We start from the raw sequence: 26,183 nt of genomic DNA, 5'->3' as shown, positions 1-26,183 counted from the left end.
GGGAGCTGCCGGTCAGGATTGCGCAAAGGCATCCACGACGATGTCGGTGAGCAGCGCGCCGGCCGTGCCCTCGGGGTCCAGATCAGGGTCGTAGATGGTGATGTTGAGACCTGCACAGGAGGGGGAGGCGAGCAACGGCCGCAGCAGGGAGGTGAGTTCGCCGGGCAGGAGCCCCTCCGGGTCGGGGCTGTCGACGGCGGGCATGACGGACGGGTCGAGGACGTCGGCGTCCAGGTGTACCCAGAAGCCGTCGATCTCGGGGATCCCGAAGGCCTCGACGGTGGCCCGGGCAAGGGCGTCCGTGCCCCACTCCCGGAGATCACCGACGGTCACGACCGGGATCTTCAGGGCGGCGAGCTCGGCCCGGTCCTCCTCGAACTCATCCCGGATCCCGAAGAACCGCACGTCCTCGTCCCGCAGATAGGGCCGCAGGCCTTCCAGGTTCGTCAGGTCCTCCTGCCCGCGCCCGGTGGCCAGCGCGACCTCCTCGCCGCCCGCCGCGCCGATCCGGTCGGAGTTACCGGTGTGCCGGAAGTCCGGCGAGGCGTCGATCGCGGCCAGGCCGTAGCGTCCGACGCGGCGCAGGGCGAGCGAGGCGCCGAGCTGGATGGAGCAGTCGCCGCCGAGGACGACGGGGAACTCCCCGGCGCGTACATGGCGCTCGATGCGGTCGGCGAGCCTGACGGTGTACGAGGCGATTGCGGCGGCGTTGAACACGCCGTCGCCCTCCTGCCAGTCCCCGAGGTCGTAGCGCGGCGGCACCACCACCCCGCCCTCCAGGGCGTGCAGCCGCTGGACGATCCGCTGCTCGCGCAGGGCGCCCGCGAGCTTGTAGCAGCCGGGGACGGTGCCGGGGGCGGGCGGACGCAGGCCGAGGTTGGAGGGGGCGTCCAGCACGACGATATTCCGCATGCGGATCATCCTCGCCGACGTACAGTCGGCCGTCCACGGAGATTGACGAGGGAGCGACAGTGAGTGAGCACACCTACCGGGTGATCGTCCGCGGCACGTGGGAGGGGCTCACCGACGAGGCCCGCGCCCGGCTGCTCGCCGAGGCGGCGGACCACGGCATGGCGAGCATGCGGTTCACCGAGGAGGGCTCGCTGTCGTACGAGCCGGCGCCGCTCAAGCACTTCTCGATGCGGTACGTGGTGGTCTCGGACGCGGCGGACGGCGAGGAGATGGCGGGGGCGATCGCCGAGGACCGCGCCGAGGTCACCCTGCGGGATCTCGGTTACGGCTTCCGGGACCTGAAGTCGACGGTCACCGACCTCGACACCATGAAGATCAACCGGAAGCCCGCATCTCGGCGGTGATGGCCCAACGCTCGTGGTCCCGCCAGTCCCCGTCGATGTAGATCATCTTCGGTGAGAAGCCTTCGAGCCGGAAGCCGCAGCTGCGGGCGAGGGCGAGGGAGGCGGTGTTCCGGGGCTGTGCGTTGATCTCGAGGCGGTGCAGCCGCATCGGACCGAAGGCGTGGTCGACCACGAGGTTCAGCCCTTCGCGCATCAGCCCGCGCCCGGCGGCGTGCGCGAAGGCGCCGTAACCCAGGGCCCCGCAGCGGAAGCCGCCCTCGACGATGTTGTTGATGTTGATGTACCCGGCGATGGCCCCGTCGCCCCGCTCGCCGTCCTTCTCGCAGACCAGGAACCCCGCTTTGGTCCGGTCCTCGATCAGCCGGCCGGCGTAGGCGAGATAGGCGCTCTCGCTGTCGGGCGGGAACAGCCACGGCTGGTGGAGCTGCTTGCTCTCCCGGGCCCGGGCGGTGAACTCGGCGCCGTCCTCGTAGGTGAAGTGGCGTATGCCCACGCGGGGGCCTTCGGCGAGATAGCGGGACGTGGTGTGCGGCATCCGGCCAGCCTACGGCGATCCTCACCAGAGCCGCGTAACTCACCGTCCCGCGACCGGCAGCTCCAGCACCCCGGCCCGTCCGGGCGCGCTCACCACGGTCACCGGCTTGATCCCCCGGTTCCCGAAGTACGCGTCGTCGCTGGCCGCGATGACGAACTGGAGCCGGTGCCCCTCCTCGTAGCGGTGGACGACCCCCGGCAGGGTGACCGTGAACGGCTTCGTCACGTCGGGCACCCGGACCGGGGCGACCAGCCGGTGGGCGAGCGTCTTCGTGCCGTCCGGAGCGAGGTCGTAGATCTTGGCGAACAGCACCAGCTTGTCGGCGGCGTCGCCCGAGTGCTGCGTCCGCTCGGCCTTCGGGGAGTTCACCTCGAGGGTGACCTTCGGGGCGCCGACGACGTCGAGGGTCCGGGGCAGCGGCGCACTGGTCCAGTCGGCGTAGGTGCCGGTGGTGTCGTACGGCGCCGGGTCCGGGAGGCCGAGGGCGCCGTACAGCGAACTCTCCGAATGGCTCGTGGGAACAAGCCTGTTGCTGTACGACCGACTGCCCCATGCCACCTTCCGGCTGTTGTCGACGAGCTTGCCGTCCCCGGAGAGGTAGAGCCTCTGGCTGAGCGCGGGCACGTGGTCGGCGGTGGCGTAGGTGCCGTTCGGGTCGGTGATCCAGTCGCGGTAGTAGGCGAAGGCCGGGCCCGTGTCGACGTTCCGCCGCCCGTGCAGATACCGGTCGAACCAGGCGAGGACCCGCCTGCCGACATAGCTGGTCTCCAGGTTGCCCTGGACGAGGTTGAGTTCACCGGCCGCCGGATCGGTGATCCCTCCGCTGTGCCCGCCGGACTGCCAGATCATCCTGGCGGTCGTGCCCTGCGCCTTGAGCTTCTTGTAAGTCGCCGTCGCCTCGTTGAGATTGAAGAGACTGTCGGCCTGTCCCTGGACGAGCAGGGTGGGAGCCTTGACGCGGCTCAGGTACGACACCGGCGAGACACTGTGCGCGTAGTCGAGCAACTCGGCCGTGCGGGCCGCCGGAAAGCTCCCGGCGTTGAGCGTACGGACGGTGTCGCAGGCCTCGGTCACGAAGTGCAGACAGCCGAGGGAGTTGATCCGGGACGGGTCGAGGTTCACCTCGGTCAGCGGCTGGCCCTCGCCGATGAGGTAGAAGCCGTTGGCCCACTGCCACTTGAAGGCACCGGGGACGCTCCCTGCGCGCGTCGCGTTGTTGGGGGCCAGTGCGTACGCCAGGTCGTTCCAGGTGATCATCGGCACGAGCGCGTCCACCCGGTGGTCCACGGCGGCGGTCGCCAGCTGGATCGCGCCTCCGTAGGAGCCTCCGATCATGCCGACCCGCGGGTCGCCCGGGCCGTCGAGGCTGACGAAGTCGGCCCTGGTCCCGTCGTCGGCGGCACGCTTCCCGCCCAGGAAGTCGACCAGCGCCGAGGCGGCCGTCCCGTCGATGCCGGGATCGTCGAGGGAGATCAGACAGCCGGACCTGCCGAAGCCGAGGCCCGAGTAGGCGAGCGAGACATAACCGCGCTGCGCGAAGGCCCTGGCGGTGGCGTCCGTGGAACCGTCGGACTTGCTGCCGCCGAATCCGTTGGTGGTGAGCACGGCGGGCGCCCGCCCGACGCCCGAAGGGCGGTACAGGTCGGCGTCGATCGTGCAGGTGCGACCGCCGGACCGGACCGTGAACTTCAGCGCGCTGACGGTGTATTGGCCGGTCGCCGGGGCGGGGGTGGTGAGCGGGACGCCCAGCAGGAGAGCGAGCGGGACGGAGAGTCCGAGCGCACGACGGAACACGGAGATACCTCCACACTGACGACAACCCGAAACTTACCGACCGGTAGTCATGGTGTGACACGTGTCAGAGGAGGTCAATCGCCCGACCGGGTGTTTCTGACGGAGATTCAGTGGAGGGCGGGTTCTTCCAGCGTCAGCGTGCCCGTGTCGGCGTCGAGCTCGGCGGCCACTCCGAACGGGATCGTCAACGCCCCTTCGCAGTGGCCGAATCCGAACTCCTCGACGACGGGTACGCCGAGTCCCCCGAGCCGGTCGAGGAGCAGTGCGCGCACCCTCTCGTACGGTTCGCACCTCTCCCACGACCCGAGGAGCACCCCGCGCACCCCGTCGAGCCAGTCGGCGCGCAGGAGCTGGGTCAGATAGCGGTCGAGGCGGTACGTCTCCTCGCCGACGTCCTCCAGGCAGAGCAGGCCCCCGCGCGCGCCGGGCCGGGCGTACCCGGAGCCCAGTTCGGAGGCGAGCAGGCACAGACAGCCGCCCAGGGTGACACCGCGGGCCCGGCCGGGGACGAGGGCCCTGCCGCCGGAGGCGATCGTGCGGACCGTCTCCGGCGCGAACAACGTCGACCTCAGATGCTCCTGGGCCCGCGTGTTCTTGATGAAGTCGATGCCGGCAGCCATCGGACCGTACAGCGTGACCAGGCCGAGCCGGGCGGCGAACGCCTCGTGCAGCGCGGTCACGTCACTGAACCCGACCAGCACCTTCGGACCGGCCGCGCGCAGGGCGTTCCAGTCGAGCAGGTCGACCATGCGCATCACGCCGTATCCGCCCCGGGCGCACAGCACGGCGTCCACGGACGGGTCGCACCAGGCGTTCTGGAGATCCGCCGCCCGGTCGGCGTCCGTGCCCGCGAGGTAGCCGAACTCGCCGTGCCGGTCGAGGACATGGGGCCCCACCACGGGGTCCAGGTCCCAGCCGCGCAGGATGTCCAGGCCCGCCTGAAGCCGTTCCTCCGGCACCGGCCCGCTGGTCGCGACCACGGCCACGCGCGCGCCCGGGGCGAGTCTGGGCGGCCTGACGAGTTCCTTCACCTGATGAGCTCCAATGTCGGTACGCCGGGCGGGTTCAGCCCGAAAACCTGTGCGTACAGGGAGAGTTCGGCCTCCAGGGCCCGGATCACCGTCTCGGCCCGACGGAATCCGTGTCCCTCCCCCTCGAAGGCGAGGTACGCGTGCGGCACCTGCCGGCCGGCGATCCGGGACAGGAACCGCTCGCACTGGGCGGGCGGGCAGATCACGTCGTCCAGGCCCTGGAGCAGCAGGAAGGGCACGGTGAGCCGGTCGGCGTGCTCGACGGGCGAGCGTTCCGCGTACCGTCCGGGGACCTCGGCGAGCGGCCCGACCAGGCTCTCCAGGTACTGGGACTCGAAGTCGTGGGTCTCCCCCGTGCCCCATCCGGTCAGGTCGAGGATCGGGTAGACGATCGTGCCGCAGGCGTAGACGTCGGTCGATGTGAGCGAGGCGGCCGCGGTCCAGCCGCCCGCGCTGCCGCCGCGGATGGCGAGCCGGTCGCGGTCGGCGGTGCCCTCGTCGGCGAGCGCGAGCGCGACGGCGGCGCAGTCCTCGACGTCGACCACGCCCCACTGCTCACGCAGCCGGTTGCGGTACTCCCGTCCGTACCCGGTCGAGCCGCCGTAGTTGACCTCGGCGACACCGATGCCGCGCGAGGTGAAGTAGGCGATCGAGAGGTCGAGCACGAGGGGCGCGTGTCCGGTGGGTCCGCCGTGCGCCCACACGACGTACGGCGGCAGCTCACCGCCGGGCGCCCGGTGTCCGGGGTGGTGCGGCGGGTAGACGTGGGCGTGGATGTCCCGGCCGTCCGGTCCGGTGAAGGTGCGGATCAGGGGCTCGGGGTAGTAGGCGGGGTCGACGGGGTCGTCGTGCGGGGCGCCGATCACCCGGGCCCGGCCCGTGCGCGTGTCCAGCTCGACCACCTCGTAGGCGGTGCGGGGACTGGCGCCGACGGCGACGACCCTCCCCCACCCTTCGGGCGGGGGGACCCCCATCCCGCTTCGCTCGCCGTGCACCGCGAGGGTGGGCGCGAACTCGGTCCAGGGCCCTGCCGCGTCGACGAGTTCGCCGGTCTCGGGGTCCAGGATCCCCAGGGCGGTCGCGCCGCTGCCGTGCACGACGGCGATCAGTCCGCTGTCCAGGGGCGCGAACCAGCGGTGGCCGAGCTTCCAGAGGGCGCCGCCGAACTCCTCCTCGCGCGGGCAGAGTTGCTCACCGTCGCGGTAGAGGTTCCACCAGCCGGTGCGGTCGCTCGCGTAGAGGAGTCGGCCGTCCGCGGCCCAGTCGGCCTGGGCGATGGACTCCTCGGGGCCGCCGGCCACCGTCCGGGGCTCGTGGAACAAGCCCTCACGGACCTCGGCGACGACCAGTTCCGTGCCGTCCCAGGGCATGCGCGGGTGGTCCCAGGCGAGCCAGGCCGCGCGCGAGCCGTCGGGGGAGATGCGGGGGCCGGTGACGAACCGGTGGCGGTCGTCGGTGAGTTCGCGCACCGCGTCCCGGTCCCGTACGGCCGAGCCGTCGAGCGGTACGGCGGCGAGGACCCGGCGGACGTCGGTGGGCCCGTCGCCGGTGAACTCCTCGAGGACGCACCACACTTCACCGAGGTCGAGTCTCAACTGCGGTTCCGCCCAGCGCAGTCCGCCGCCCACCGGAGAGAGGGGTGTGAGGGGGCTCGGCTCGCCGCCGGGCTCGTACCGGTACAGCCGCTGGTCGGCGAAGTGCACGAACACGACGAGCGGCTCGCCTGCCACCACCGCCCCGGCCCAGGGGTGACCGCCGTACTCGATGACCCGGCTGCGCACGTTCCACGGCGCGGGCAGCACCGACTCCTCCTGCCCGTCGGCGCGTCTGCGCACGAGTGTGCGGCGGCCACCCTCGGTGGGCCGGGGTTCGGTCCACCACACCTCGTCCCCGACGAAGCCCAGCCATTCGGGGTACCCGTCGTGCGCGGCCGCGACCGCCGCGTCGATGGGTGAGGGCCAGGAACCGTATGCCGACGTCTGCACGTTCTCCCCCACTTGCTCAGGCCGTTCGCAGGAAGCGGTCGAGAACCCGTACGCCGAAGTGCAGTGCCTCGACGGGGACGCGCTCGTCGACCCCGTGGAACAGGGCCTGGTAGTCGAAGCCCTCCGGGAGTTTCAGGGGCGCGAACCCGTACCCGGTGATGCCGAGGCGGGAGAACTGCTTGGCGTCCGTGCCGCCGGACATGCAGTACGGCACCACGTACCCCTCCGGCGCGAACTCCTCGACGGCGGCACGCATCCTCGCGTACGTCGGCGAGTCGACCGGTGCCTGGAGGGCGACCTCGCGATGGCTGAACTCCCAGTCCACGTCGGGGCCGGTGAGCAGGTCGAGGGTCGTCCGGAACTCGTCCTCACCACCGGGCAGGTAGCGGCCGTCGACGTAGGCCACGGCCTCCCCCGGGATCACGTTGAGCTTGTAACCGGCCTCCAGCATGGTCGGGTTGGCGCTGTTGCGGACAGTTGCCTCGACCAGCTTGGCGGCGGGGCCCAGCTTCTCCAACAGCCGGTCCACGTCGGTGAGGTCCGGCTCGATGCCGTAGAGCGCGGCGAGTTCGCTGAGGGCCGCGCGGACGGTCGGGGTGAGCCGCAGCGGCCATTCGTGCTCGCCGATGCGGGTGACGGCGGCGGCGAGCCGGGTGACCGCGTTCTCCTTGTTGACCTTGGAGCCGTGCCCGGCGCGGCCGCGCGCGGTGAGCTTCAGCCAGCCCGTGCCGCGCTCCCCCGCGGCGATGGGGTAGATCTGCCGCCCGGCGCCGTCGTGGAAGGTGAACGCCCCCGACTCACTGATCCCCTCCGTGCAGCCCTCGAAGAGTTCCGGGTGCTCGTCGGCGAGGAACCCGGAGCCGTCCTCGGCACTGGCCTCCTCGTCGGCGGTGAACGCGATCACGAGGTCCCGCCGGGGGCGTACGCCCTGCCGGGCCCAGCCCCGCACCACGGCCAGGATCATCGCGTCCATGTTCTTCATGTCGACCGCGCCGCGCCCCCAGACGACCCCGTCGCGGATCTCTCCGGAGAAGGGGTGCACGCTCCAGTCGGCGGCCTCGGCGGGCACGACGTCCAGATGACCGTGGACGAGCAGCGCGTCCGCCGACGGGTCGGTGCCCTCGACGCGGGCGACGACGTTCGTGCGGCCCTTGGTGCGCTCCAGCATCATGGGCTCGAGGCCCGCCCCGGCCAGTTGCTCGGCCGCGTACTCGGCGGCGGGGCGCTCCTGGCAGTCGCCGCCGCCCCGGTTGGTGGTGTCGATACGGATGAGGTCGGAGGTGAACCGGACGACCTCATCCAGTGCCTGCTGGTCAGCCATACTGCTCCTCCACGGCGGCCGAGACGATGGTGGTGACCGCCTTGAAGGTACGGATTCCCGCGTACATGGTCTCGCTGGTGTACGCCACCTTCCGCGCCCCGATCCGATCCACGCCCGGCACGACGGTGGCGGCCATCGCGAGGTGCTCGGCGTCGAACTCGACCGCGATCGTGAACGGGCCTGTCCGCACGGGTTTCTGACGGACCGCCAGCTGGGCCGCCTCCTTGGCCGCGGCCCTGATGTCGGCGGCCGTGCGGGTCGGCGTACGGCACACGGCCGCGTACCGCGAGACGTGGTCCTTGACCGCGACCTTCAGCGCCTGGGGAGCGTAGCCGAGCGCGTCCTCGCAGGCCACGTCGTCGCCAGTGACGAGGACCACGGGGACGCCGTACTCGGCGACCACGTGCGCGTTGAGATGTCCCTCGCTCGCGGGCACGTCGTTCAGCCACACCCCGGTGATGGAGTTGGCGAGGTAGGTGTGGGCGAGAACGCCCTCCTGGCCCGCGCCCGCGTGGTAGCCGAGGAACGCGATGCCGTCGACGTCGCCGTGCTGGACGCCCTCGACCATGGACAGCGACTTGTGCCGGCCGGTGAGCATCTGCGCGCGCTCGTCGAGCCGCTCCAGGAGGAGGTTGCGCATGGTCCAGTGGGCCTCGTTGACGAGTACCTCGTCGGCGCCCCCGTCGAAGAAGCCCAGCACGGCGGCGTTCACGTCCGAGGTGAACATCGCCCGGCACCGCTCCCACTGCGGTGTGCCCGGCAGCACGTCGGCCGGCCAGGTCACTCCGGTCGCGCCCTCCATGTCGGCGCTGATCAGGATCTTCATGGTCCGCCACGTTACGCGTCGCGGAGGTTTGCGTCGCCCGCAGGTGGTGAGGCGAGCCCTGGTGCCGCCCCCCCCTGCCGCACAGGCGACCCCTGGAAGACGCGTATCCTCCCTCGCGGGTTCCACAGGAGACGGACAGGGAGAAGCGTGAGCGACACCGCACAGCCCGTACGGTCGGCACGACGGACGACGGCGACCACCGCGCCGGGGAACCCGCCCGGACGCCCGAAGCAGCGCGACGCGTTCTTCGACAACGCCAAGTACCTCGCGATCGTGCTGGTGGCCATGGGACACGCCTGGGAGCCGCTGCGCTCCGACAGCCGTGCCGTCACCGCGCTCTACACGATCGTCTACGCCTTCCACATGCCGGCGTTCATCATCATCTCGGGCTACTTCTCCCGCTCCTTCGACGCGAGCCCGGCGAAGATCAAGCGACTGGTCACCGGGGTCGTCGTCCCTTACGTCGTGTTCGAGACGGCGTACACCTATTTCACCCGGTGGTCCGACGGTGTCCCGGACCGTGCGATCAGCCTCCTGGACCCGCTGTATCTGACGTGGTTCCTGGCCGCCCTGTTCATCTGGCGGCTGACCACCCCGATCTGGCGGAGCGTGCGCTGGCCCCTGCCGATCGCCCTCACGGTTGCCGCGCTCGCCAGCCTGAGCCCGTCCATCGGCGACGACCTCGACCTCCAGCGCACCCTGCAGTTCCTGCCGTACTTCGTGCTCGGCCTGTGTCTGCGCCCCGCGCACTTCTCCCTGGTACGGCAGTGGCGGGTGCGCATCCTCGCGGTGCCGGTCTTCGCGGCCGCGGTGGTGTTCTCGTACTGGGCGGTTCCGCGCATGGACTACGCGTGGTTCTTCCACCGCGGCGCCGCCCAGGACTTCGGGGTGCCCGCCTGGTACGGGCCGCTGATGACACTGGCCCTCTTCGGCTGCTCGCTGGTCCTGGTCGCCTGCTTCCTGTCCTGGGTGCCCGGGCGCCGGATGTGGTTCACGGCCCTGGGCGCGGGCACGCTCTACGGCTATCTGCTGCACGGTTTCGTCGTCCAGGCCGGCAACCACGTCGACTGGGCCGGCCACCACTGGGCGCACACACCGCTCGGCGAGATCGCCGTGACCGTCGTCGCCGCCGTGGTGGTGACCGCGCTGTGCACCGCGCCCGTGCGGCGGGTCTTCCGGTGCGTGATGGAGCCGAGGATGGAGTGGGCGTTCCGGAAGACCTCGCCCGGCACGGGCGCGGTACCGGCGCAGGTGCGCCGGTAGGGCCTGCGTCGTCAGGCGGTGCGTCCCACCACCCACCACTTCGACGGCAGTTCGATCCGGGTGCCGTCGGAGCGGTACTCGGTGGTGACGAGGGGCAGTTCACCGCTCGCCACGATCGTCAGCCCGGCCGCCCCGAGGTACACGGGCACCGCCTCGTCGGCCACCTCACCGGGGGCGATGCCGTGCGCGAAGATGGGCGCCAGCTTGGCGGGCGGCCCGTCGGGGCTCTGTGCGAGACCCATCAGGACGGACTTGGCCGCCTCGGAGAGCTCGACGAGGAAGGCCCGGCCGCGTTTCCCGACGAGCGTGGCGATGCCGTCGACCATCTGCTGCCGGTCCTCGGGCGCGGCCTGGTGCAGCACGCCCCGCATGTAGACGTTGGCGTCCCCGAGTTCGGCGTGCAGGTTCTCCGGCTCACCCTTGTCGGAGGCGTCGAGGAGCCGGTACGTCACCTGCTCGTCGGGGTCGGCGTCGCGGGCGCGATCGAGGGCGGCGGCGGACAGGTCGACGCCGATCACCTGGGTGAAGTGGGCGGCGAGAAAACGGCTCTGGGTGCCGTTCCCGCAGCCCAGGTCCACGAGGGGCAGCCCGGGATCGACCAGGAGCGGCTCGAAGTGGGCGAGGTGGACTCCGGCGGTCAACACCGGCTCCGCGTCCCAGAACACGGCCCCTTGACGCCCCGGGGCCTCCCGCCAGAAGCCCTCCCAGGACTCCCGGTACCGACCGCTCACGCTCATGCCACTCCCCAGGATGCGAACACGACCCGCCACATCTGACAGGCCAGTACGGTGTATCGCGCCGAGGGTACGCGGACAAGCGCATGGCGCGTTCCTTCACTGCCAGTTCGAGAGACCGCGCCCGTAGGGAGCCGCTCAGCGACGCGGCAGGGTCAGTTCGAACCAGACGGTCTTCCCGGCCTTCGTGCGACTCGCCCCCCACTCCCGGGCGAGCGTGCTGACCACCCTGAGTCCCCGCCCCTGCTCATCGGTGGGCCCGGCACTCGACAGGTTCGGCAGATCATGGTCGTCGTCGTCCACCTCGCACAGCAGGGAGTCTCCCCGCACGAGCCGCAGCTCGACGGGACGGCTGTGGGAGTGCCGCACCGCGTTGGTCACCAGCTCGCTCACCATGAGCTCGGCGCCGTCGGCCAGCCTCCCCAGCCCCCAGTCGTGCAGCTGCTCCCGCACGACCGCCCGGGCCCGCCCCACCTCGGCCGGATCCAGGGCGATCCGCCACTCGGCCACGTCGTCGGGCTCGATGCCGTTGAGCCGGGCCATGAGCAGCGCCACGTCGTCCTTGCGGCCGCCGCGGGTGTTGAGCGCACGGATGATGGCGTCGCAGGCGTCGTCCATGGACGCGGCCGGATGCGCGGCGGACTCGGTGAGCGTCGCGAGACCCACTCCGATGTCCTCGCCCCGCACCTCCACCAGCCCGTCGGTGCACATCAGCAGCCGGTCACCGGGCGCCACGCGCACGTGTACCGCCTCGAAGGGCACCCCGCCGACACCGATGGGCGCACCGGTGGGCAGGTCGAGCAGCTCGCTGCGCCCGTCCCCGGCCCGCACGATCACCGGCGGGATATGGCCCGCGTTGGCGAGGTGGAGTTCGCTCGCGATCGGGTCGTAGACGGCGTAGAGGCAGGTCGCGAGATAGGTGTCCCCGAGTCGCTGGGCGAGGTCGTCGAGGTTGCGCAGCAGCTGGGCCGGCGGCAGGTCGAGCGCCGCCATGGTGTGTACGGCCGTACGCAGCTGGCCCATCATGGCGGCCGAGTTGAGCCCGTGCCCCATCACGTCACCGACCACCAGAGCCGTCCGCGCGCCGGGCAGTTTGACGGAGTCGAACCAGTCGCCGCCGACGCGTCCCAGGAGCGTGCCCGGCAGATAGCGGGTGGCGATGTCGCAGCCCGCCATGCGGGGCGGGATGTGCGGCAGCATGCTGTCCTGGAGGGTCTCGGCGACGGACTCCTGGAAGGTGTACATGCGTGCGTTGTCGAGCACGAGGCCCGCGCGGGCGGCGAGTTCGGCGCCGGTGACCCGGTCCATGTCGTTGAACTCGACGCGCTCGGGGTGGCGCAGCAGGATCATGAAGCCGAGGACCACATTGCGGGCCTTCAGCGGTACGACCAGCATGGAGCGGCCGGTGATCAGCGGCCTGATGTCCCGCTTCTCGAACTGCGAGGCGATCGCGTGCCCCATCTGCTCGCTGATCCGCGGCACGAGGACGGGCTCACCGGTGGTCATGCACTGGAAGAACGGGGTGTGCGCGGGGAACGGCATGGCCTCGCCGACCGGCACGACGTCGTCCCAGCGGCCGGGTTCGTCGGTGTGCTCCAGGGCCACCCGGTGCCACATGGTGGTGGTGTCGGGCACACCGTCGGGGAACCCCTCGCCGGCGACGACCTGTTCGCGCAGATAGGTGCCGGCGACATCGGTGAAGCGGGGCACGACGGCCTTGCTGACCTCGACGATGGTTTGCGACAGGTCGAGGGAGGTGCCGATCTTCCCGCTGACCTCGTTGAGGAACTCCAGCCGCTCGCGTACGGCGACGTACTCGAGGTCCTCACCCTCGTCCAGGTCGTCCTGCGGCAGCGGCAGGCCCTCCGCGGCCGCCCGGGCCGCCCGCTCGCGGCGGGCCCTGCGTTCGGCACGCCGGGGCACGCCCCAGTCGGGGGTGACGGGCACCCGGTCGTTCTGGCTGAACTCCATGACGGGATAACCCAGTTCGAGGACCTGAGCGACGATGCGGGCGCTCTCGCCGACGCTCATGCTGGGCAGGATCTCGGGGAGCCGGCGGGCGAGTTCGTCGGCGTCGGGGAAGTCGGTGTGCAGGGCGAAGGCGGGCGCGATCCGCTCGACGGCCACGGTGCCCTCGTCCAGGTCCAGGTCCTGGTGGAGTGCGCCCGCGTCGGCGGCCAGCACCAGCAGACGCTCCCGGCCGGGGCCCACCAGCGGGTAGGCCCACCACAGGACGTCCACGCGGTCCGCGCCGGGCACGGTGAGACGGGCGCGGCCGGCGGCCGGGTAGGAGAGGCCGCCGTCGAGGGAGGACTCGAGATCGGGTCCGAGTCCGTCGTAGGCCGCGTACCCGCCGTAGGGCAGGTCGTCCTGCTCGGCGAGTGCTCCGGAGACGGGCAGCAGGTCGGCCGCCGAGCGGCCGATGGCCTCCTCCTTGCCGGCGCCGAACAGACGGCTCGCGCCGCGGCTCCAGTGGGAGACCAAGCCGTCGCGGTCCACCACGACCACGGCCAGTGGGACACGTCCGGCCGCGGTGGGTCCGTCCGCCGCGCCGTTCCCAGCTCCGCGGCTGGGAGGTGTGCCCCTCTCGGTGCCACGGTCCATGGCCCAGGCCCTCTCTCCGCAAGATCTGTGCCCGCCTACTCCACCGTACGGCGCCGGGCCGTCACGGTGTGCGGCAATGCGGGAATTGGCCCGGACCGGACCGCACCGGCGTGCGCCCCCGCCCTGACGCTCCGTCAGTCACCGTGTCCGAGCTGCAGATCCCGCTCCGTGCGGCCGCCTCCGGCCACCTGGAGGACGGTGGCGACCGGCGGGTAGCCGGCGGCGATGACGGTGTACTCGCCGCCGGACAGATCGACGAAGCGGAAGGTGCCGTCGGGGCCGGTCGTGCGGGTGTCCACGACGTTGCCGGCCATGTCCAGGAGCGTCACGCGCGCGTCCTCGACGGACCGTCCGTCACCGGCCCGCACGGTGCCGCGCAGCACCGCGCCGCCCGCGAGTTCGACGTCCTGACGGGTCTCCCGCGAGGCCTGGACCGTGACGGGGAGCGCTGCGGGGCGGAACGCGGGCGCACTGGCGGCGAGCGTGTACTCACCGGCGACCAGTTCGGTGACGGCGTAGCCGCCCTCGTCTCCGCTGCGGGTGGTGGCCACGACCTCGCCGTGCACATCGGTGAGGGTGACGGCGGCGTCCCGCACAGGCGTGCCGTCGGCGGTCCGCACCCGGCCCGCGAGCCGTCCGGCGCCGCCGAGGACGACGTCCAGTTCGACGGGACGCTCGCCGACCGTCACGGACACGGCCTGCGGCTGGTGACCGCCCGCGGCGGCGATGAGCACGTACGCCCCCGGTCCGGGCGTCGACAGCGCGTACCGCCCGTCCTCGCCGCTGGCACCGCGCCCGATCTGCGCTCCGGCCACGTCGATGAGCGTGAGCGCGGCCCGGGGCAGGACGGCACCGTCAGTGTGCTGCACGGTGCCGCACACGGGGACCCCGGCGGTGCGCGGCGGGAGAGCCTGTGGGATCGGGACGGTCTCCGTGTCGACGGTGGGGTGGGTCACCAGCGGTTTCTCCTTGAGGAAGAAGGCGAGGAACAGGCCGAGGAGGAGAACCGGCACGAGGTAGAGGAAGATCCTCGGCATGGCGTCGGCGTAGGCCCGGATGTAGCCGTCGCGGAGCGCCGGCGGCAGGGCGTGGACGAGCTGCGGGGTGATGGACTCGGGGTCGGGCAGCCCGGCAGAGGCCGGCAGCCGCTCGGTGAGCGCGTCGGCGAGCCGGTCGGCGAAGAGGGTGCCGAAGATCGCCGCTCCGACGCTTCCGCCGATCTGCCGGAAGTAGTTGTTGGCGCTGGTGGCGGTGCCGAGGTCGGCGGGGCGGACGGAGTTCTGCACGGCGAGGATCAGCACCGGCATCACCATGCCGATCCCGGCGCCGAGGACGGCCATCCAGACGCTGTAGTGCAGCCGGGGCGTGTCGACCTCGAGGCGGGACAGCAGCCACATGCCCACGACGGAGAGGGCGCTGCCGAGGATCGGCCAGATCCGGTAACGGCCGGTGTGGCTGATGAGCTGCCCGGAGACGATGGAGGCGCCGACGATCCCGGCCATCATGGGCAGCATCAGCAGTCCGGACTCGGTGGCGCTCGCCCCGTCGACCATCTGGAGGAAGGTCGGCAGATAGCTCGCCGCCCCGAAGAGCCCGACGCCGATCACCAGGCCCACCAGACCGGTGATGTTGAAGACGGAATCCCTGAACAGCCTCAGCGGCATGAGGGGTTCGGCGGCGAAGTGCTCGGCGACGAGGAAGAGCACCGCGGAGACGGCGGCCCCGGCGCCGAGTCCGAGGACGACCCGCGAGTCCCAGGCGTACTCGGTCCCGCCCCAACTGGTCAGCAGCACCAGGCAGGTGGAGGCGGCGGCGAGCAGGAGGGTGCCGAGGACGTCGAGCCGGGGTGTGGCCCGGGGCTTGGGAAGCTTCAGTACGGCGGTGACGACGGCCAGGGTCAGCAGGCCGAAGGGCACGTTGATGTAGAAGCACCACCGCCAGGAGAGGTGGTCCGTGAAGTAGCCGCCGAGCAGCGGGCCCGCGACGGAGGCCAGTCCGAAGGCGGCGCCGATCAGGCCCATGAAGCGGCCGCGCCGCCGGGGCGGCACGATGTCGGCGATGATCGCCTGGACACCGATCATGAGACCGCCCGCGCCGACGCCCTGGACCGCGCGGAAGGCGATCAACTGGTCCATGGTCGCGGCCCGTCCGGCGAGCGCGGAGCCGGCGACGAACACGACGATCGCGAACTGGAAGACGCCCTTGCGGCCGAGCAGGTCGCCGAGCTTGCCGTAGACCGGCAGTCCGATCGTGGCGGTGAGCAGGTAGGCGGTGATCGCCCAGGACATCCGGTCCAGGCCGTGCAGCTCACCGACGATCTTCGGGAGCGCGGTGGCGACGATCATCTGCTCCAGCGCCGCGAGGAGCAGCGCGAGCATCAGCCCGAAGAACACCAACCGCAACCGGCGCGGGCCGAGTTCGACGGACGGGGCGGGGGGTTCGGGTGGCGCTTCGACCCGCTCCTCGTGCATCGGAGTCGTCACGCCCACGTCCCGCTCCCCTCGTCGCGCCTGCCACACAATTCCCGCTTTGGGCGACAACTACGAACAAGCGCGACGAGTTACGGCATACCAGGAGGCCCTGCGGAGTTCCACTCGATCCGGTGACCGAGATCAACATCCGCCGAGCGCCGGGGACTTACTTCTCGACCTCGGCGGCGAGCCGGCCGAGGAGGGCGTCGTAGATCCGGCCGAGGCCCTTGGGCGCGAAGGTCTTCTCGAAGAAGCCGCCGATGCCGCCGGCGCCGTCCCAGGTGGTGGTCACGACGACGCGGGACCTGCCCTCGCCTGCCGGGGTGACCCGCCAGGTGGTGACCATGGAGGAGTTGCGGTCCTTCTCGACGAGCTCGCCGTCGGTGGGCTCGGTGACCTCCAGGAGGCAGTCGCGCACGCGCTTGCTGGTGGCCTGGAGCTTCCAGTGGACGAGGGTGCCCTCGCCGTCGCCGCCCTCGCGCACCTCGTACTCGCTGAACTGCTCGGGGAGCACCTTCCCGCGCGTGCCGCTGTAGTCGGCGACGGCGTCGAACACCTTCTCCGCGTCCGCCGCGACGATCCGCTCCGTAGTGGCCTCGACCTGCGCCATCGACTTCCTCCAGGACTTCAAGTTCTCGGGGTCGGGGCAAGCCAACCACCCCCGCCCACGGGCACCCAAATCGGGGGTTGCACAGGAATTCGAACAAGTGTTTCACTCAGGGGGCAGTGCTACCGAGGAGGCCTCATGCGCTGGGAGAACCTCACCGAGTCCGCCGAACACGGTCGGGCCGACGCCGCCCTGTTCGGCGCCGACGCGGTGGTCAGCCGTACCTTCGACACGCCCGAGTTCGCCGGGATCACGTTCCACGAGATCCGGGCCCGCTCGATCATCAACCGGGTACCGGGCGCCTCCCGCATGCCCTTCGAGTGGACGGTCAACCCCTACCGGGGCTGCACGCACGCATGTGTGTACTGCTTCGCCCGCAAGACCCACAGCTATCTCGACCTGGACACCGGTCTCGGCTTCGACTCGCAGATCGTGGTCAAGGTGAACGCCCCCGAGCTGCTGCGCCGCCAGCTGGGTTCGCGCCGCTGGACCGGCGACCACATAGCGATGGGCACCAACGTCGACTGCTACCAGCGCGCGGAGGGCCGTTACCGCCTGATGCCGGGCATCCTCGCCGCCCTGCGCGACCACGCGAACCCCTTCTCGATCCTGACGAAGGGCACGCTGATCCTGCGGGACCTCGACCTCCTCACCCAGGCCGCCGAGGTGACGGACGTCGGGATCTCCGTGTCGGTCGGCTTCACCGACCCCGAGCTGTGGCGCACCGTCGAGCCGGGCACCCCGGCTCCGGAGCGGCGCCTGGACGTCGTACGGACCCTGGGCGAGCACGGGATCGGGTGCGGGGTGCTGATGGCGCCGGTGATCCCGTTCCTGAGCGACCAGCCGGCACAGCTGCGGGCCACCGTGCGTGCGATCGCCGCCGCGGGGGCCACCTCGGTCACCCCGCTGGTGCTGCATCTGCGGCCGGGCGCCCGGGAGTGGTTCATGGCCTGGCTGAACCGGGAGCACCCGTATCTGGTACGCCGTTACGAGCGGCTCTACGCGGACGGCGCCTACGCCCCGAAGTGGTACCAGCGCCGGATCACCCGTCAGGTACACGAGCTGGCCCAGGAGTACGGCATCGGCCCTGCGGGCGCGGGCATGCCACGACGGATCCGGGAGCCGGAGCCCGAGGTCGCGCCGATGTCCGAACCGACCCAACTCACGTTGATCTGAGAGCGTTCGAGCGCAACGGGCGGCCCAATCGGGTCAAGTATTGTCAGAACACGTTCTTCCGGGCGGACTTTCCGGGACGATGCGGCGTGGACCGTGACCCTCGCGGCCCGAAACCCTCCGTCCTGGGAGGACTTCATGAGAAAACGCGCAGCCGTGCTGTGCGGTGCCGCGATCGTCGTGGCGGGGACCTTCACCGCCGTCCCTGCCGACGCCGGCACCCCGCAGTCCGCACCCACCGCATTCGCCGCCCGACCCACCTGGAAGAAGTGCGGCACCGCCGACTACCCGACGCTCCAGTGCGCGTCCCTCAAGGTGCCGCTCGACCACGCGCACCCGCGCGGGCGGCAGATCACCCTCGCGCTGTCCCGGGTCCCCCACACCGCGAAGAAGTACCAGGGCCCGCTGCTGGTCAACCCCGGCGGCCCCGGCGGCAGCGGTCTGACCTTCGCCGGGTTCATCGCCTCCGGCCTCCCCAAGGCCGTCGCGGCCCAGTACGACGTCATCGGCTTCGACCCGCGCGGGGTGGGCAAGAGCAAGCCCGCCCTGAACTGCAAGCCGGGCTACTTCAACCCGGTACGTCCGGACTCCGTGCCGAGCACACCCGCGATCGAGAAGGCCAACCTCGAGCGAGTGAAGTCCTTCGCCGCGGCCTGCGGCCGGAAGTACGCGAGCGTGCTGCCGTACATCAACACCATCAGCGCCGTGCAGGACATGGACTCCATCCGCCGGGCCCTGGGCGCCAAGAGGATCAACTACTTCGGTTACTCGTACGGCACCTACCTGGGCGCGGTCTACGCCAAGCTCTTCCCGCACCAGGTGCGCCGCCTGGTCCTGGACTCGATCGTGGACCCGACCGGCGTCTGGTACGACGACAACCTCGGCCAGGACTACGCGTTCAACGACCGGCACCGCGCGCTGATGGCCTGGATCGCCAAGTACGACGCGACCTACAAGCTCGGCACCGACCCCGAGAAGATCGAGGCCAAGTGGTACGCGATGCGGGCGGCCCTCGCCAAGAAACCCGCGGACGGCAAGGTAGGCGCCTCGGAGCTGGAGGACACCTTCATCCCGGGCGGCTACTACAACGGCTACTGGCCGTACCTGGCCGAGGCGTTCGCGGCGTACGTGAACGGCAAGAACGCCGACCCGCTGGTCGACGTCTACGAGGACTTCGGCGCCGTGGACGCGTCCGGGGACAACGGCTACAGCATCTACACGTCCGTCCAGTGCCGTGACGCCTCCTGGCCGCGTGACTGGCGGCAGTGGCAGAAGGACAACTGGGCCGTGTACGAGAAGGCCCCGTTCATGGCCTGGAGCAACGCCTGGTACAACGCGCCGTGCGCGTTCTGGCCGACCGGCTCGCTCAAGCCGGTGAACATCGCCAACGGCAAGCTGCCGCCGGTGCTGCTCTTCCAGGCGACGAACGACGCCGCCACCCCGTACGAGGGTGGCGCGACGGTCCACCGTCTGCTGGCCGGCTCGAGCCTCGTCGTCGAGGAGGGCGGCGGGAACCACGGCATCACGCTGAGCGGGAACACCTGCCTGGACAAGTACCTCGCCACGTATCTGACCGACGGCAGGGTGCCACGTGGCGGCGGCGAGGCCGACGCGGTCTGCAAGGCACTGCCCGATCCGAAGCCGCTGACCGCCAAGGCGGCGTCGACGTCCTCGCGCGGCGCGGCGCTGCACCGGTATCTCGGCGCCCGCGGCTGAGCGCCTGACGCTCCGTCGGGGACGGGCGTTGTCAGTGCCGTGGTCCACCATGGACGCATGAGTGAGCTGACCAGGATTCCCGCCCCCGCCGGGGTCGCCCCCGCGGCCCAGTACTCCCACGTGGTGCTGGGCCGTGGCCGTTTCGTCGCGCTGTCGGGGCAGGTGGCCCTCGACGAGGACGGCAAACTCGTCGGCGAGGGCGACGCCGTGGCCCAGGCCCGCCAGGTCTTCGAGAACCTCCGCCGTTGCCTGACCGCCGCGGGAGCGACCTTCGACGACGTCGTCAAGCTCACCTACTTCGTCACGGACATGGCCCACATGCCGGCGCTCCGCGCGGCCCGCGCCGAGCACATCTCCGGCGACCGGCTGCCTGCGGCCTCGGCGGTGCAGGTGGCGGCGCTGGCGCGGCCGGAGTTCCTGATGGAGGTGGAGGCGTTCGCGGTGGTGGGCGAATAATTCCGAGGCCGGAGCGGGCGGGTGATGCCTAGGGTGCCGCCATGGACGACGACCGACTCCTCATCCGCCCGATGGCCCTCGCCGACTGCGACCGCGTGGCCGAGATCCGCGTCCGCGGCTGGCAGAGCGCGTACCGGGGTCTGATCCCGCAGTCGTACCTCGACGCCATGAGCGTGGCGCGCGACGCCGAGCGGCACCGCACCCGTTTCGAGCAGGCGGACGGCAGCGTCGTGAACCTCGTGGCCGAGTGGGACGGCGAGGTCATGGGCTGGGCTTGTCACGGTCCGTACCGGGACGGCGAAGTCCGTACCGCCGACGCCGAGTTGTACGCCGTCTACGTGGACCCGCGGAGATACGGCACGGGCATCGGACACGCCCTGCTGCTGGAGTCCCTGCGGAACCGCACGGCCATGGGCCACGAGCGCATGTACCTGTGGGTCCTCAAGGACAACACCCGCGCGCGCCGCTTCTACGAACGGGCCGGTTTCGAGGCCGACGGCACCGAGGAGCCCTTCGAGGTGGACGGCGTCCCGGTGCCGGAGGCGCGGTACGCCCGGACGCTCCACACCTGACGGCCCGCCACCTGTGCGGCGGAGCGCGGCCGACCGCCCGAACGGAAGGCCCGGACACCCTCGCCCACGTCCACACCTCCGCCGTATGGCAAGCCCCACGACACGCACGCACCGCCGGGCACAACGCTCACCGACGCCGATCCGGCAACCTCGCCCGCATCCGCACCTCACCGCCCTGCGGGCCGCGGCCGACGCCCACGCCCACGCCCACGCCCACACCCACCGCAGATGCCCGCCCACTCACCGTCCACCACCCGCCCCCGCGCCCGCCCGACACGCTCCCCGCACGCCACCGCCCGGCTCACCGCTGCTTCGGGATCCGTGCCAGTGCCCGCACCGCCGCCTCCGCCAGCGCTGGATGAGCGAGCGCCTCGTTCAGTACGGGTCTGGCGCGGGTGTCCGCCAGGGTGCCCAGGCCCTCCACGCAGGCGAGCGCCACGCGGCGGTAGGGGTCGTGCGGGCGCAGTCGGCGTTCCAGCGTGGTGATCAGTGCGGGCACGGACTCGGGGGCGCGCAGCTCGGCCAGGAGCCGGACCGGGTGCAGCGCGTAGGCGACCCGCAGTTCATTGGTGGCGAGGGCGGCGGCCGCGCGGGCCGTGCGGGGATCGTCGAGACGGGCGAGGGCGTACGCGGCGGCGGCGCAGCGCGGCGGATCCCGGTGGTTGAGCAGCAGGACGAGGGACTCGAAGGCGCGGCGGTCCCCGGCCAGGCCGAGCCGGAACGCGGCGAGCTCCCGGGCCCACAGCGGCTGTCCGGGCTCGGTGAGCACCCCGGCCAGCTCGTCGAGGTCCTCGGTCGCCATCAGACGGTCATAGGCGGCCGACGCTCCCGACTCCTGCCGTAAACGCTCCGTGAGTGATCGCAACTCTTCGTCCATGAACCCGAGGTTAGGCGGCCCGCCGAGCGCGCGGGACGTACATCACAAATCCGGGGGCTGGCGCGCTCGTTACCCACCGGTTAAGCTCAGACGAGCGAGTTACCCACTCGTGGAACTCCTTGCGGTGGCCTGGTGACGCAGCCGCCGTGTGGGGGCACCTCCCACGCCCTTAAGGCAGTGGGGGAAGTCGGTTCGGTACCTCGAGTACCACCAGTACGACCCGGCCTGGGACAGGGCCGGTCGGATTCCACCGTTCTCCGGGCATGTGCAATGCCCGCGACGACGGCCCGGGCGTGTGCGCTCGCAGCCCGGCAACACCCGCATTCAGCAGTTCCTCACGCACCCGGTGCGCCCCTCGGCGTACCGGGTCGCGCTCCCAGTCGTCACCCTCATTCCTGGAGTTCCGCGATGGCCACTCCCCTGTCCGACCCCTCCCTGTCCCCGCTCAGGACGATCGCCGTGATCGGCCTCGGCACCATGGGCACCGGCATCGCCGAGGTCCTCGCCAGGGCCGGCCGCGAGGTCGTCGGCATCGACATCAGCGAGGCCGCGGCCGCCAAGGCCGCCGCCACCCTGGAGACCGCGACCGCCCGTGCCGTGCAGCGCGGCCGGCTCACCGAGCAGGAGCGCGCCGACGTCCTCACCCGTGTCCGCACCTGCACCGACCTCACGGCCGCGGCCGACGCCGACCTCGTCATCGAGGTGGCTCCGGAGTCGTACGAGATCAAGCACCAGATCTTCCGCGAGCTCGACGGGATCGTGCGCCCGGACACGATCCTCGCGACCGGCACCAACGCCCTGTCCGTGACCCGGCTGGCCGCCGACTCGGCCCGCCCGGAGCGCGTGCTGGGCCTGCACTTCTTCAATCCGGCGCCCGCGATGAAGCTGGTCGAGGTCGTCTCCTCGGTGCTCACCGCGCCGACGGCGGTCACCGCGGTCACCAACCTCGCCCTGGACCTGGGCAAGGAGCCCGTCGCGGTCGGCGACCGGCCCGGCTTCGTCGCGGACGGGCTGCTGTTCGGCTACCTCAACCAGGCGGCCGCGATGTACGAGGCGAAGTACGCCTCCCGCGAGGACATCGACGCGGCGATGCGCCTCGGCTGCGGTCTGCCGATGGGCCCCCTGGCGCTGCTGGACCTGATCGGCATCGACACCGCGCGGACGGTCCTGGAGGCGATGTACGCCGAGTCCCACGACCGGTTGCACGCCCCCGCCCCGGTTCTCAAGCAGCTCAGCGAGGCGGGCCTGACCGGACGTAAGTCGGGACGCGGCTTCTACACCTACGAGGCTCCGGGCAGCGCGACGGTCGTGCGGGACGCGCTGACTCCCTTGGAGAGCTCCGCGCGAAACCAGGGCCGCGAGGTCCGCTCCGTCGGCGTCGCGGGCTCCGGCACCATGGCGTCCGGTATCGCGGAGGTCTTCGCCAAGGCCGGTTACGAGGTCGTGCTCGCCGCCCGCAGCGAGGAGAAGGCGCAGACGGCGAAGGCCCGTATCGGCAAGTCGCTTTCCCGCTCTGTCGACAAGGGCCGGATGACCGCCGAGGCCGCCGCGCGGACCCTGGACCTGATCACCCCGGCGGGCTCGTACGAGTCCTTCGCGGACGTCGACCTGGCCGTCGAGGCCGTCGCCGAGGACCTGGAGATCAAGCAGCAGCTCTTCCAGACGCTGGACAAGGTCTGCAAGCCGGGCGCGGTCCTGGCCACCACGACCTCCTCGCTGCCCGTCGTCGCCTGCGCCCGCGCCACCTCGCGGCCGCAGGACGTGATCGGCATGCACTTCTTCAACCCGGCGCCCGCGATGAAGCTGGTCGAGGTCGTCCGTACGGTCCTGACGGCCGAGGACGTCCACGCCACGGTCCGCGAGGTCTGCGTCAAGATCAAGAAGCATGCGGTCGACTGCGGCGACCGTGCGGGCTTCATCGTGAACGCCCTGCTCTTCCCGTACCTCAACAACGCGATCAAGATGGTGCAGGAGCACTACGCGTCCCTCGACGACATCGACGCGGCGATGAAGCTGGGCGGCGGCTACCCGATGGGCCCCTTCGAGCTCCTGGACGTCGTCGGCCTGGACGTCTCGCTCGCGATCGAGAAGGTCCTGCACCGCGAGTTCCGCGACCCGGGTCTGGCTCCGGCCCCGCTGCTCGAGCACCTGGTGGCCGCGGGCTGCCTCGGCCGCAAGACCGGCCGTGGCTTCCGCGAATATGCCCGGCGCTGAGCGTCCCGGCGACTGGTTCACGGAGGGTGAGGACTGGGGTGGACTGCTCGATCCGGGCAGTCGTCCCCCGCTGACGGGGTCCGGCCCCCGCCCGTCGGCCCCGGGCGGGACAACCCCGGGACACGCGCACCAACCTGCGCACATGCAGTACGTTCGGGTCATGTCCCAGCCCGCCAAGTCCTCCCGTACACCAGCCACGTCCGACGCGCCGGAAAGCGCCGCAGGCAGTCGTGCGGCCGCCCAGCGGCTCAAGATGCGCCGAGAACTGGCGGCCGCCGCGATGGAGCTGTTCTCCACCAAGGGGTACGAGGCAACCACTGTCGACGAGATCGCGGCCGCGGCCGGGGTCGCCCGCCGCACTTTCTTCCGTCACTTCCGCTCCAAGGAAGAGGCGATCTTCCCCGATCACGACGACACGCTGATCCGCGCGGAAGCCGTGCTGAACGCGGCCCCCGCGCACGAGCACCCGCTCGACACGGTGTGCCGTGGCATCAAGGAAGTCATGAAGATGTACGCGGCCCGGCCGGAGATCTCGGTCGCCCGCTACAAGCTGACGCGCGAGGTGCCGACGCTGCGCGAGGCGGAGATCGCGTCGGTGGCACGCTATGAGCGCCTGTTCACGCGTTATCTGCTCGGGCACTTCGACGAGCACGCGCACGACGACGACGCGAACGACGATCCGCTGCTGGCGGAGGTCGCCGCGTCCGCCGTGGTCACGGCGCACAACCACGTGCTGCGGCGGTGGCTCCGGGCCGGGGGGCAGGGGGACGTGGAGGCACAGCTGGACCACGCCTTCGCGATCGTGCAGAAGACCTTCGGGACGGGGATCGGGGCGGGGCGGGACACCACCGCGCCGCGGCCGGCCCCGGCCTCCGTGGCCTCTCAGGGAGAGGTCCTGGTAACCGTCGCCCGCACGGACGCGCCGCTCGACGAAGTGATGCGGGCCATCGAGCAGGCACTCAAGGAGCGCTGACGAGGGCGGGCGCGTCGAGTCCGGCGACCGATAGCGCCCGATTGGTGCCTACTCACCGGTAGCTTTGATCGATCATCGCTCATTTGTTACGTAAAGATTTCATCTGAGAGCAATCTCTGGCACTCAGTGCCTTGCACGGTGGCACGCGGTGTCTTACTTTGAAGGTGTCCGGGCGGCCGGCGTGCAGAGACCTTTCGTACGCCGGCTGTCCCAGCAACTCATCGAATTGCCCGCCCGGACGCCTGCGTCACAGGCAACCTCCCGCGCCACAAAGCGCTGCCGAACAGCATGACCGCCGAACCGACGGCACCGACGTAACCCTCAGCGTCTCCCCTCAAGACGCCATTCGCCGGAGGCAACACCGTGACCGTGAAGGAAATCCTGGACGCGATCCAGTCGCCGGACTCGACTCCGGCCGACTTCGCCGCCATGCCGCTCCCCGAGTCGTACCGCGCGATCACCGTGCACAAGGACGAGACGGAGATGTTCGCGGGTCTGGAGACCCGCGACAAGGATCCGCGCAAATCGATCCACCTCGACGACGTGCCGGTGCCCGAGCTCGGCCCGGGCGAGGCCCTGGTCGCCGTCATGGCATCGAGTGTCAACTACAACTCGGTGTGGACCTCGATCTTCGAGCCGCTGTCGACCTTCGGGTTCCTGGAGCGCTACGGCCGTACCAACGACCTGGCCAAGCGGCACGACCTGCCGTACCACATCATCGGCTCCGACCTCGCGGGCGTCGTCCTGCGCACCGGCCCGGGCGTCAACGCCTGGAAGCCCGGCGACGAGGTCGTCGCCCACTGCCTCTCGGTCGAGATGGAGTCCTCGGACGGCCACAACGACACGATGCTCGACCCCGAGCAGCGCATCTGGGGCTTCGAGACCAACTTCGGCGGCCTGGCAGAGATCGCACTGGTCAAGTCCAACCAGCTGATGCCGAAGCCGGACCACCTCAGCTGGGAGGAGGCCGCCGCCCCGGGCCTCGTGAACTCCACCGCCTACCGGCAGCTCGTCTCCCGCAACGGCGCCGGCATGAAGCAGGGCGACAACGTCCTGATCTGGGGCGCGAGCGGCGGACTCGGCTCGTACGCCACGCAGTTCGCGCTGGCCGGCGGCGCCAACCCGATCTGTGTCGTGTCCTCGCCGCAGAAGGCGGAGATCTGCCGGGCGATGGGCGCCGACGCGATCATCGACCGCAACGCCGAGGACTACAAGTTCTGGAAGGACGAGCAGACCCAGGACCCGAAGGAGTGGAAGCGCTTCGGCAAGCGCATCCGCGAACTCACCGGCGGCGAGGACATCGACATCGTCTTCGAGCACCCCGGCCGCGAGACCTTCGGCGCGAGCGTCTTCGTCACCCGCAAGGGCGGCACCATCACCACCTGCGCCTCGACCTCGGGCTACATGCACGAGTACGACAACCGCTACCTGTGGATGTCCCTGAAGCGGATCATCGGCTCGCACTTCGCCAACTACCGCGAGGCCTGGGAGGCCAACCGGCTCATCGCGAAGGGCAAGATCCACCCGACGCTGTCGAAGGTCTACTCCCTGGAGGAGACCGGCCAGGCGGCCTACGACGTGCACCGCAACCTCCACCAGGGCAAGGTCGGCGTGCTGTGCCTGGCCCCCGAGGAAGGTCTCGGCGTGCGCGACGAGGAGATGCGCGCCAAGCACATCGACGCCATCAACCGCTTCCGCAACATCTGAGACACCCG

At 70.9% G+C, this 26,183-nt stretch carries 21 protein-coding genes; 9 read left to right on the top strand and 12 right to left on the bottom strand.

What is annotated here, in order from left to right; genetic code table 11:
• Nucleotides 1-12: 12 nt before the first annotated feature.
• On the bottom strand, nucleotides 13-912 hold the full coding sequence (locus ACIBJB_RS24885; protein WP_398933309.1) for an arginase family protein: 900 nt from the start codon (nucleotides 910-912) through the stop codon (nucleotides 13-15).
• A 59-nt stretch (nucleotides 913-971) separates the two neighbouring features.
• Here ACIBJB_RS24885 and ACIBJB_RS24880 point away from each other — a divergent pair, with 59 nt between their 5' ends.
• On the top strand, nucleotides 972-1,316 hold the full coding sequence (locus tag ACIBJB_RS24880; protein ID WP_398933308.1) for a DUF6204 family protein: 345 nt from the start codon (nucleotides 972-974) through the stop codon (nucleotides 1,314-1,316).
• On the opposite strand, the gene ACIBJB_RS24875 is transcribed toward ACIBJB_RS24880, so the two are convergent.
• The 6 genes from ACIBJB_RS24875 to ACIBJB_RS24850 all read right to left on the bottom strand — a co-directional run bounded on the left by ACIBJB_RS24875 (nucleotide 1,288) and on the right by ACIBJB_RS24850 (nucleotide 8,808).
• Nucleotides 1,288-1,851 (bottom strand): GNAT family N-acetyltransferase, encoded by a 564-nt coding sequence (locus tag ACIBJB_RS24875; RefSeq protein ID WP_398933307.1) that lies wholly within the window; start codon nucleotides 1,849-1,851, stop codon nucleotides 1,288-1,290. The genes ACIBJB_RS24880 and ACIBJB_RS24875 overlap by 29 nt on opposite strands.
• Nucleotides 1,852-1,890: 39 nt before the next feature.
• The gene (locus tag ACIBJB_RS24870) at nucleotides 1,891-3,645 is read right to left on the bottom strand and encodes an alpha/beta fold hydrolase (RefSeq protein ID WP_398933306.1); all 1,755 of its coding nucleotides are present in this window, start codon (nucleotides 3,643-3,645) and stop codon (nucleotides 1,891-1,893) included.
• A gap of 107 nt (nucleotides 3,646-3,752) precedes the next feature.
• Nucleotides 3,753-4,676, bottom strand: coding sequence for an LD-carboxypeptidase (locus tag ACIBJB_RS24865; RefSeq protein ID WP_398933305.1), 924 nt, complete (start codon nucleotides 4,674-4,676; stop codon nucleotides 3,753-3,755).
• On the bottom strand, nucleotides 4,673-6,661 hold the full coding sequence (locus tag ACIBJB_RS24860) for an LpqB family beta-propeller domain-containing protein (protein WP_398933304.1): 1,989 nt from the start codon (nucleotides 6,659-6,661) through the stop codon (nucleotides 4,673-4,675). The genes ACIBJB_RS24865 and ACIBJB_RS24860 overlap by 4 nt, the downstream gene beginning before the upstream one ends.
• 16 nt (nucleotides 6,662-6,677) lie before the next feature.
• Nucleotides 6,678-7,982, bottom strand: a complete 1,305-nt coding sequence (locus ACIBJB_RS24855) for a M20/M25/M40 family metallo-hydrolase (RefSeq protein WP_398933302.1) — start codon at nucleotides 7,980-7,982, stop codon at nucleotides 6,678-6,680.
• Nucleotides 7,975-8,808: a M55 family metallopeptidase gene (locus ACIBJB_RS24850; RefSeq protein ID WP_398933301.1), complete on the bottom strand. Its 834-nt coding sequence runs from the start codon at nucleotides 8,806-8,808 to the stop codon at nucleotides 7,975-7,977. The genes ACIBJB_RS24855 and ACIBJB_RS24850 overlap by 8 nt, the downstream gene beginning before the upstream one ends.
• Nucleotides 8,809-8,955: 147 nt before the next feature.
• Between ACIBJB_RS24850 and ACIBJB_RS24845 the strand changes: the two genes are divergently transcribed.
• Nucleotides 8,956-10,071: an acyltransferase family protein gene (locus tag ACIBJB_RS24845; protein WP_398933300.1), complete on the top strand. Its 1,116-nt coding sequence runs from the start codon at nucleotides 8,956-8,958 to the stop codon at nucleotides 10,069-10,071.
• Between the two features lie 11 nt (nucleotides 10,072-10,082).
• Here ACIBJB_RS24845 and ACIBJB_RS24840 read toward each other — a convergent pair whose 3' ends face one another.
• From ACIBJB_RS24840 to ACIBJB_RS24825, 4 genes are all read right to left on the bottom strand, one after another.
• Nucleotides 10,083-10,808, bottom strand: coding sequence for a class I SAM-dependent methyltransferase (locus tag ACIBJB_RS24840; RefSeq protein WP_398933298.1), 726 nt, complete (start codon nucleotides 10,806-10,808; stop codon nucleotides 10,083-10,085).
• Nucleotides 10,809-10,943: 135 nt separating this feature from the next.
• A complete protein-coding gene (locus ACIBJB_RS24835) occupies nucleotides 10,944-13,409 on the bottom strand; it encodes a SpoIIE family protein phosphatase (RefSeq protein ID WP_398933297.1) in 2,466 nt (821 codons plus the stop codon).
• Nucleotides 13,410-13,543: 134 nt separating this feature from the next.
• Nucleotides 13,544-15,880, bottom strand: a complete 2,337-nt coding sequence (locus ACIBJB_RS24830; RefSeq protein WP_398933420.1) for an MFS transporter — start codon at nucleotides 15,878-15,880, stop codon at nucleotides 13,544-13,546.
• 166 nt (nucleotides 15,881-16,046) lie between these two features.
• Nucleotides 16,047-16,490, bottom strand: coding sequence for an SRPBCC family protein (locus ACIBJB_RS24825; protein ID WP_057608258.1), 444 nt, complete (start codon nucleotides 16,488-16,490; stop codon nucleotides 16,047-16,049).
• Nucleotides 16,491-16,625: 135 nt separating this feature from the next.
• Between ACIBJB_RS24825 and ACIBJB_RS24820 the strand changes: the two genes are divergently transcribed.
• From ACIBJB_RS24820 to ACIBJB_RS24805, 4 genes are all read left to right on the top strand, one after another.
• On the top strand, nucleotides 16,626-17,663 hold the full coding sequence (locus ACIBJB_RS24820) for an Rv2578c family radical SAM protein (protein ID WP_398933296.1): 1,038 nt from the start codon (nucleotides 16,626-16,628) through the stop codon (nucleotides 17,661-17,663).
• A gap of 135 nt (nucleotides 17,664-17,798) precedes the next feature.
• Nucleotides 17,799-19,376: an alpha/beta hydrolase gene (locus tag ACIBJB_RS24815; protein ID WP_398933294.1), complete on the top strand. Its 1,578-nt coding sequence runs from the start codon at nucleotides 17,799-17,801 to the stop codon at nucleotides 19,374-19,376.
• Between the two features lie 57 nt (nucleotides 19,377-19,433).
• Nucleotides 19,434-19,832, top strand: coding sequence for a RidA family protein (locus tag ACIBJB_RS24810; protein ID WP_398933293.1), 399 nt, complete (start codon nucleotides 19,434-19,436; stop codon nucleotides 19,830-19,832).
• Nucleotides 19,833-19,873: 41 nt separating this feature from the next.
• On the top strand, nucleotides 19,874-20,404 hold the full coding sequence (locus ACIBJB_RS24805) for a GNAT family N-acetyltransferase (RefSeq protein ID WP_398933291.1): 531 nt from the start codon (nucleotides 19,874-19,876) through the stop codon (nucleotides 20,402-20,404).
• 301 nt (nucleotides 20,405-20,705) lie between these two features.
• Here the strand turns inward: ACIBJB_RS24805 and ACIBJB_RS24800 are convergent, their stop codons facing one another.
• Nucleotides 20,706-21,281: an adenylosuccinate lyase gene (locus ACIBJB_RS24800; RefSeq protein WP_057608263.1), complete on the bottom strand. Its 576-nt coding sequence runs from the start codon at nucleotides 21,279-21,281 to the stop codon at nucleotides 20,706-20,708.
• Nucleotides 21,282-21,689: 408 nt separating this feature from the next.
• Here ACIBJB_RS24800 and ACIBJB_RS24795 point away from each other — a divergent pair, with 408 nt between their 5' ends.
• From ACIBJB_RS24795 to ccrA, 3 genes are all read left to right on the top strand, one after another.
• Entirely contained in the window at nucleotides 21,690-23,495 is a 1,806-nt protein-coding gene (locus ACIBJB_RS24795) for a 3-hydroxyacyl-CoA dehydrogenase family protein (protein ID WP_398933289.1), read from the top strand.
• Between the two features lie 142 nt (nucleotides 23,496-23,637).
• Nucleotides 23,638-24,468, top strand: a complete 831-nt coding sequence (locus ACIBJB_RS24790) for a TetR family transcriptional regulator (RefSeq protein ID WP_398933288.1) — start codon at nucleotides 23,638-23,640, stop codon at nucleotides 24,466-24,468.
• Between the two features lie 369 nt (nucleotides 24,469-24,837).
• Nucleotides 24,838-26,175, top strand: a complete 1,338-nt coding sequence (ccrA, locus tag ACIBJB_RS24785; protein WP_398933419.1) for a crotonyl-CoA carboxylase/reductase — start codon at nucleotides 24,838-24,840, stop codon at nucleotides 26,173-26,175.
• The last annotated feature ends 8 nt before the right edge of the window (nucleotides 26,176-26,183 follow it).

It is taken from the genome of Streptomyces sp. NPDC050759 (genome assembly GCF_044456945.1).
In the GTDB taxonomy this organism is placed as follows: domain Bacteria; phylum Actinomycetota; class Actinomycetes; order Streptomycetales; family Streptomycetaceae; genus Streptomyces.
Note: the sequence above shows the minus strand (reverse complement) of the source record. Positions and strands in the feature narration are given on the sequence as shown.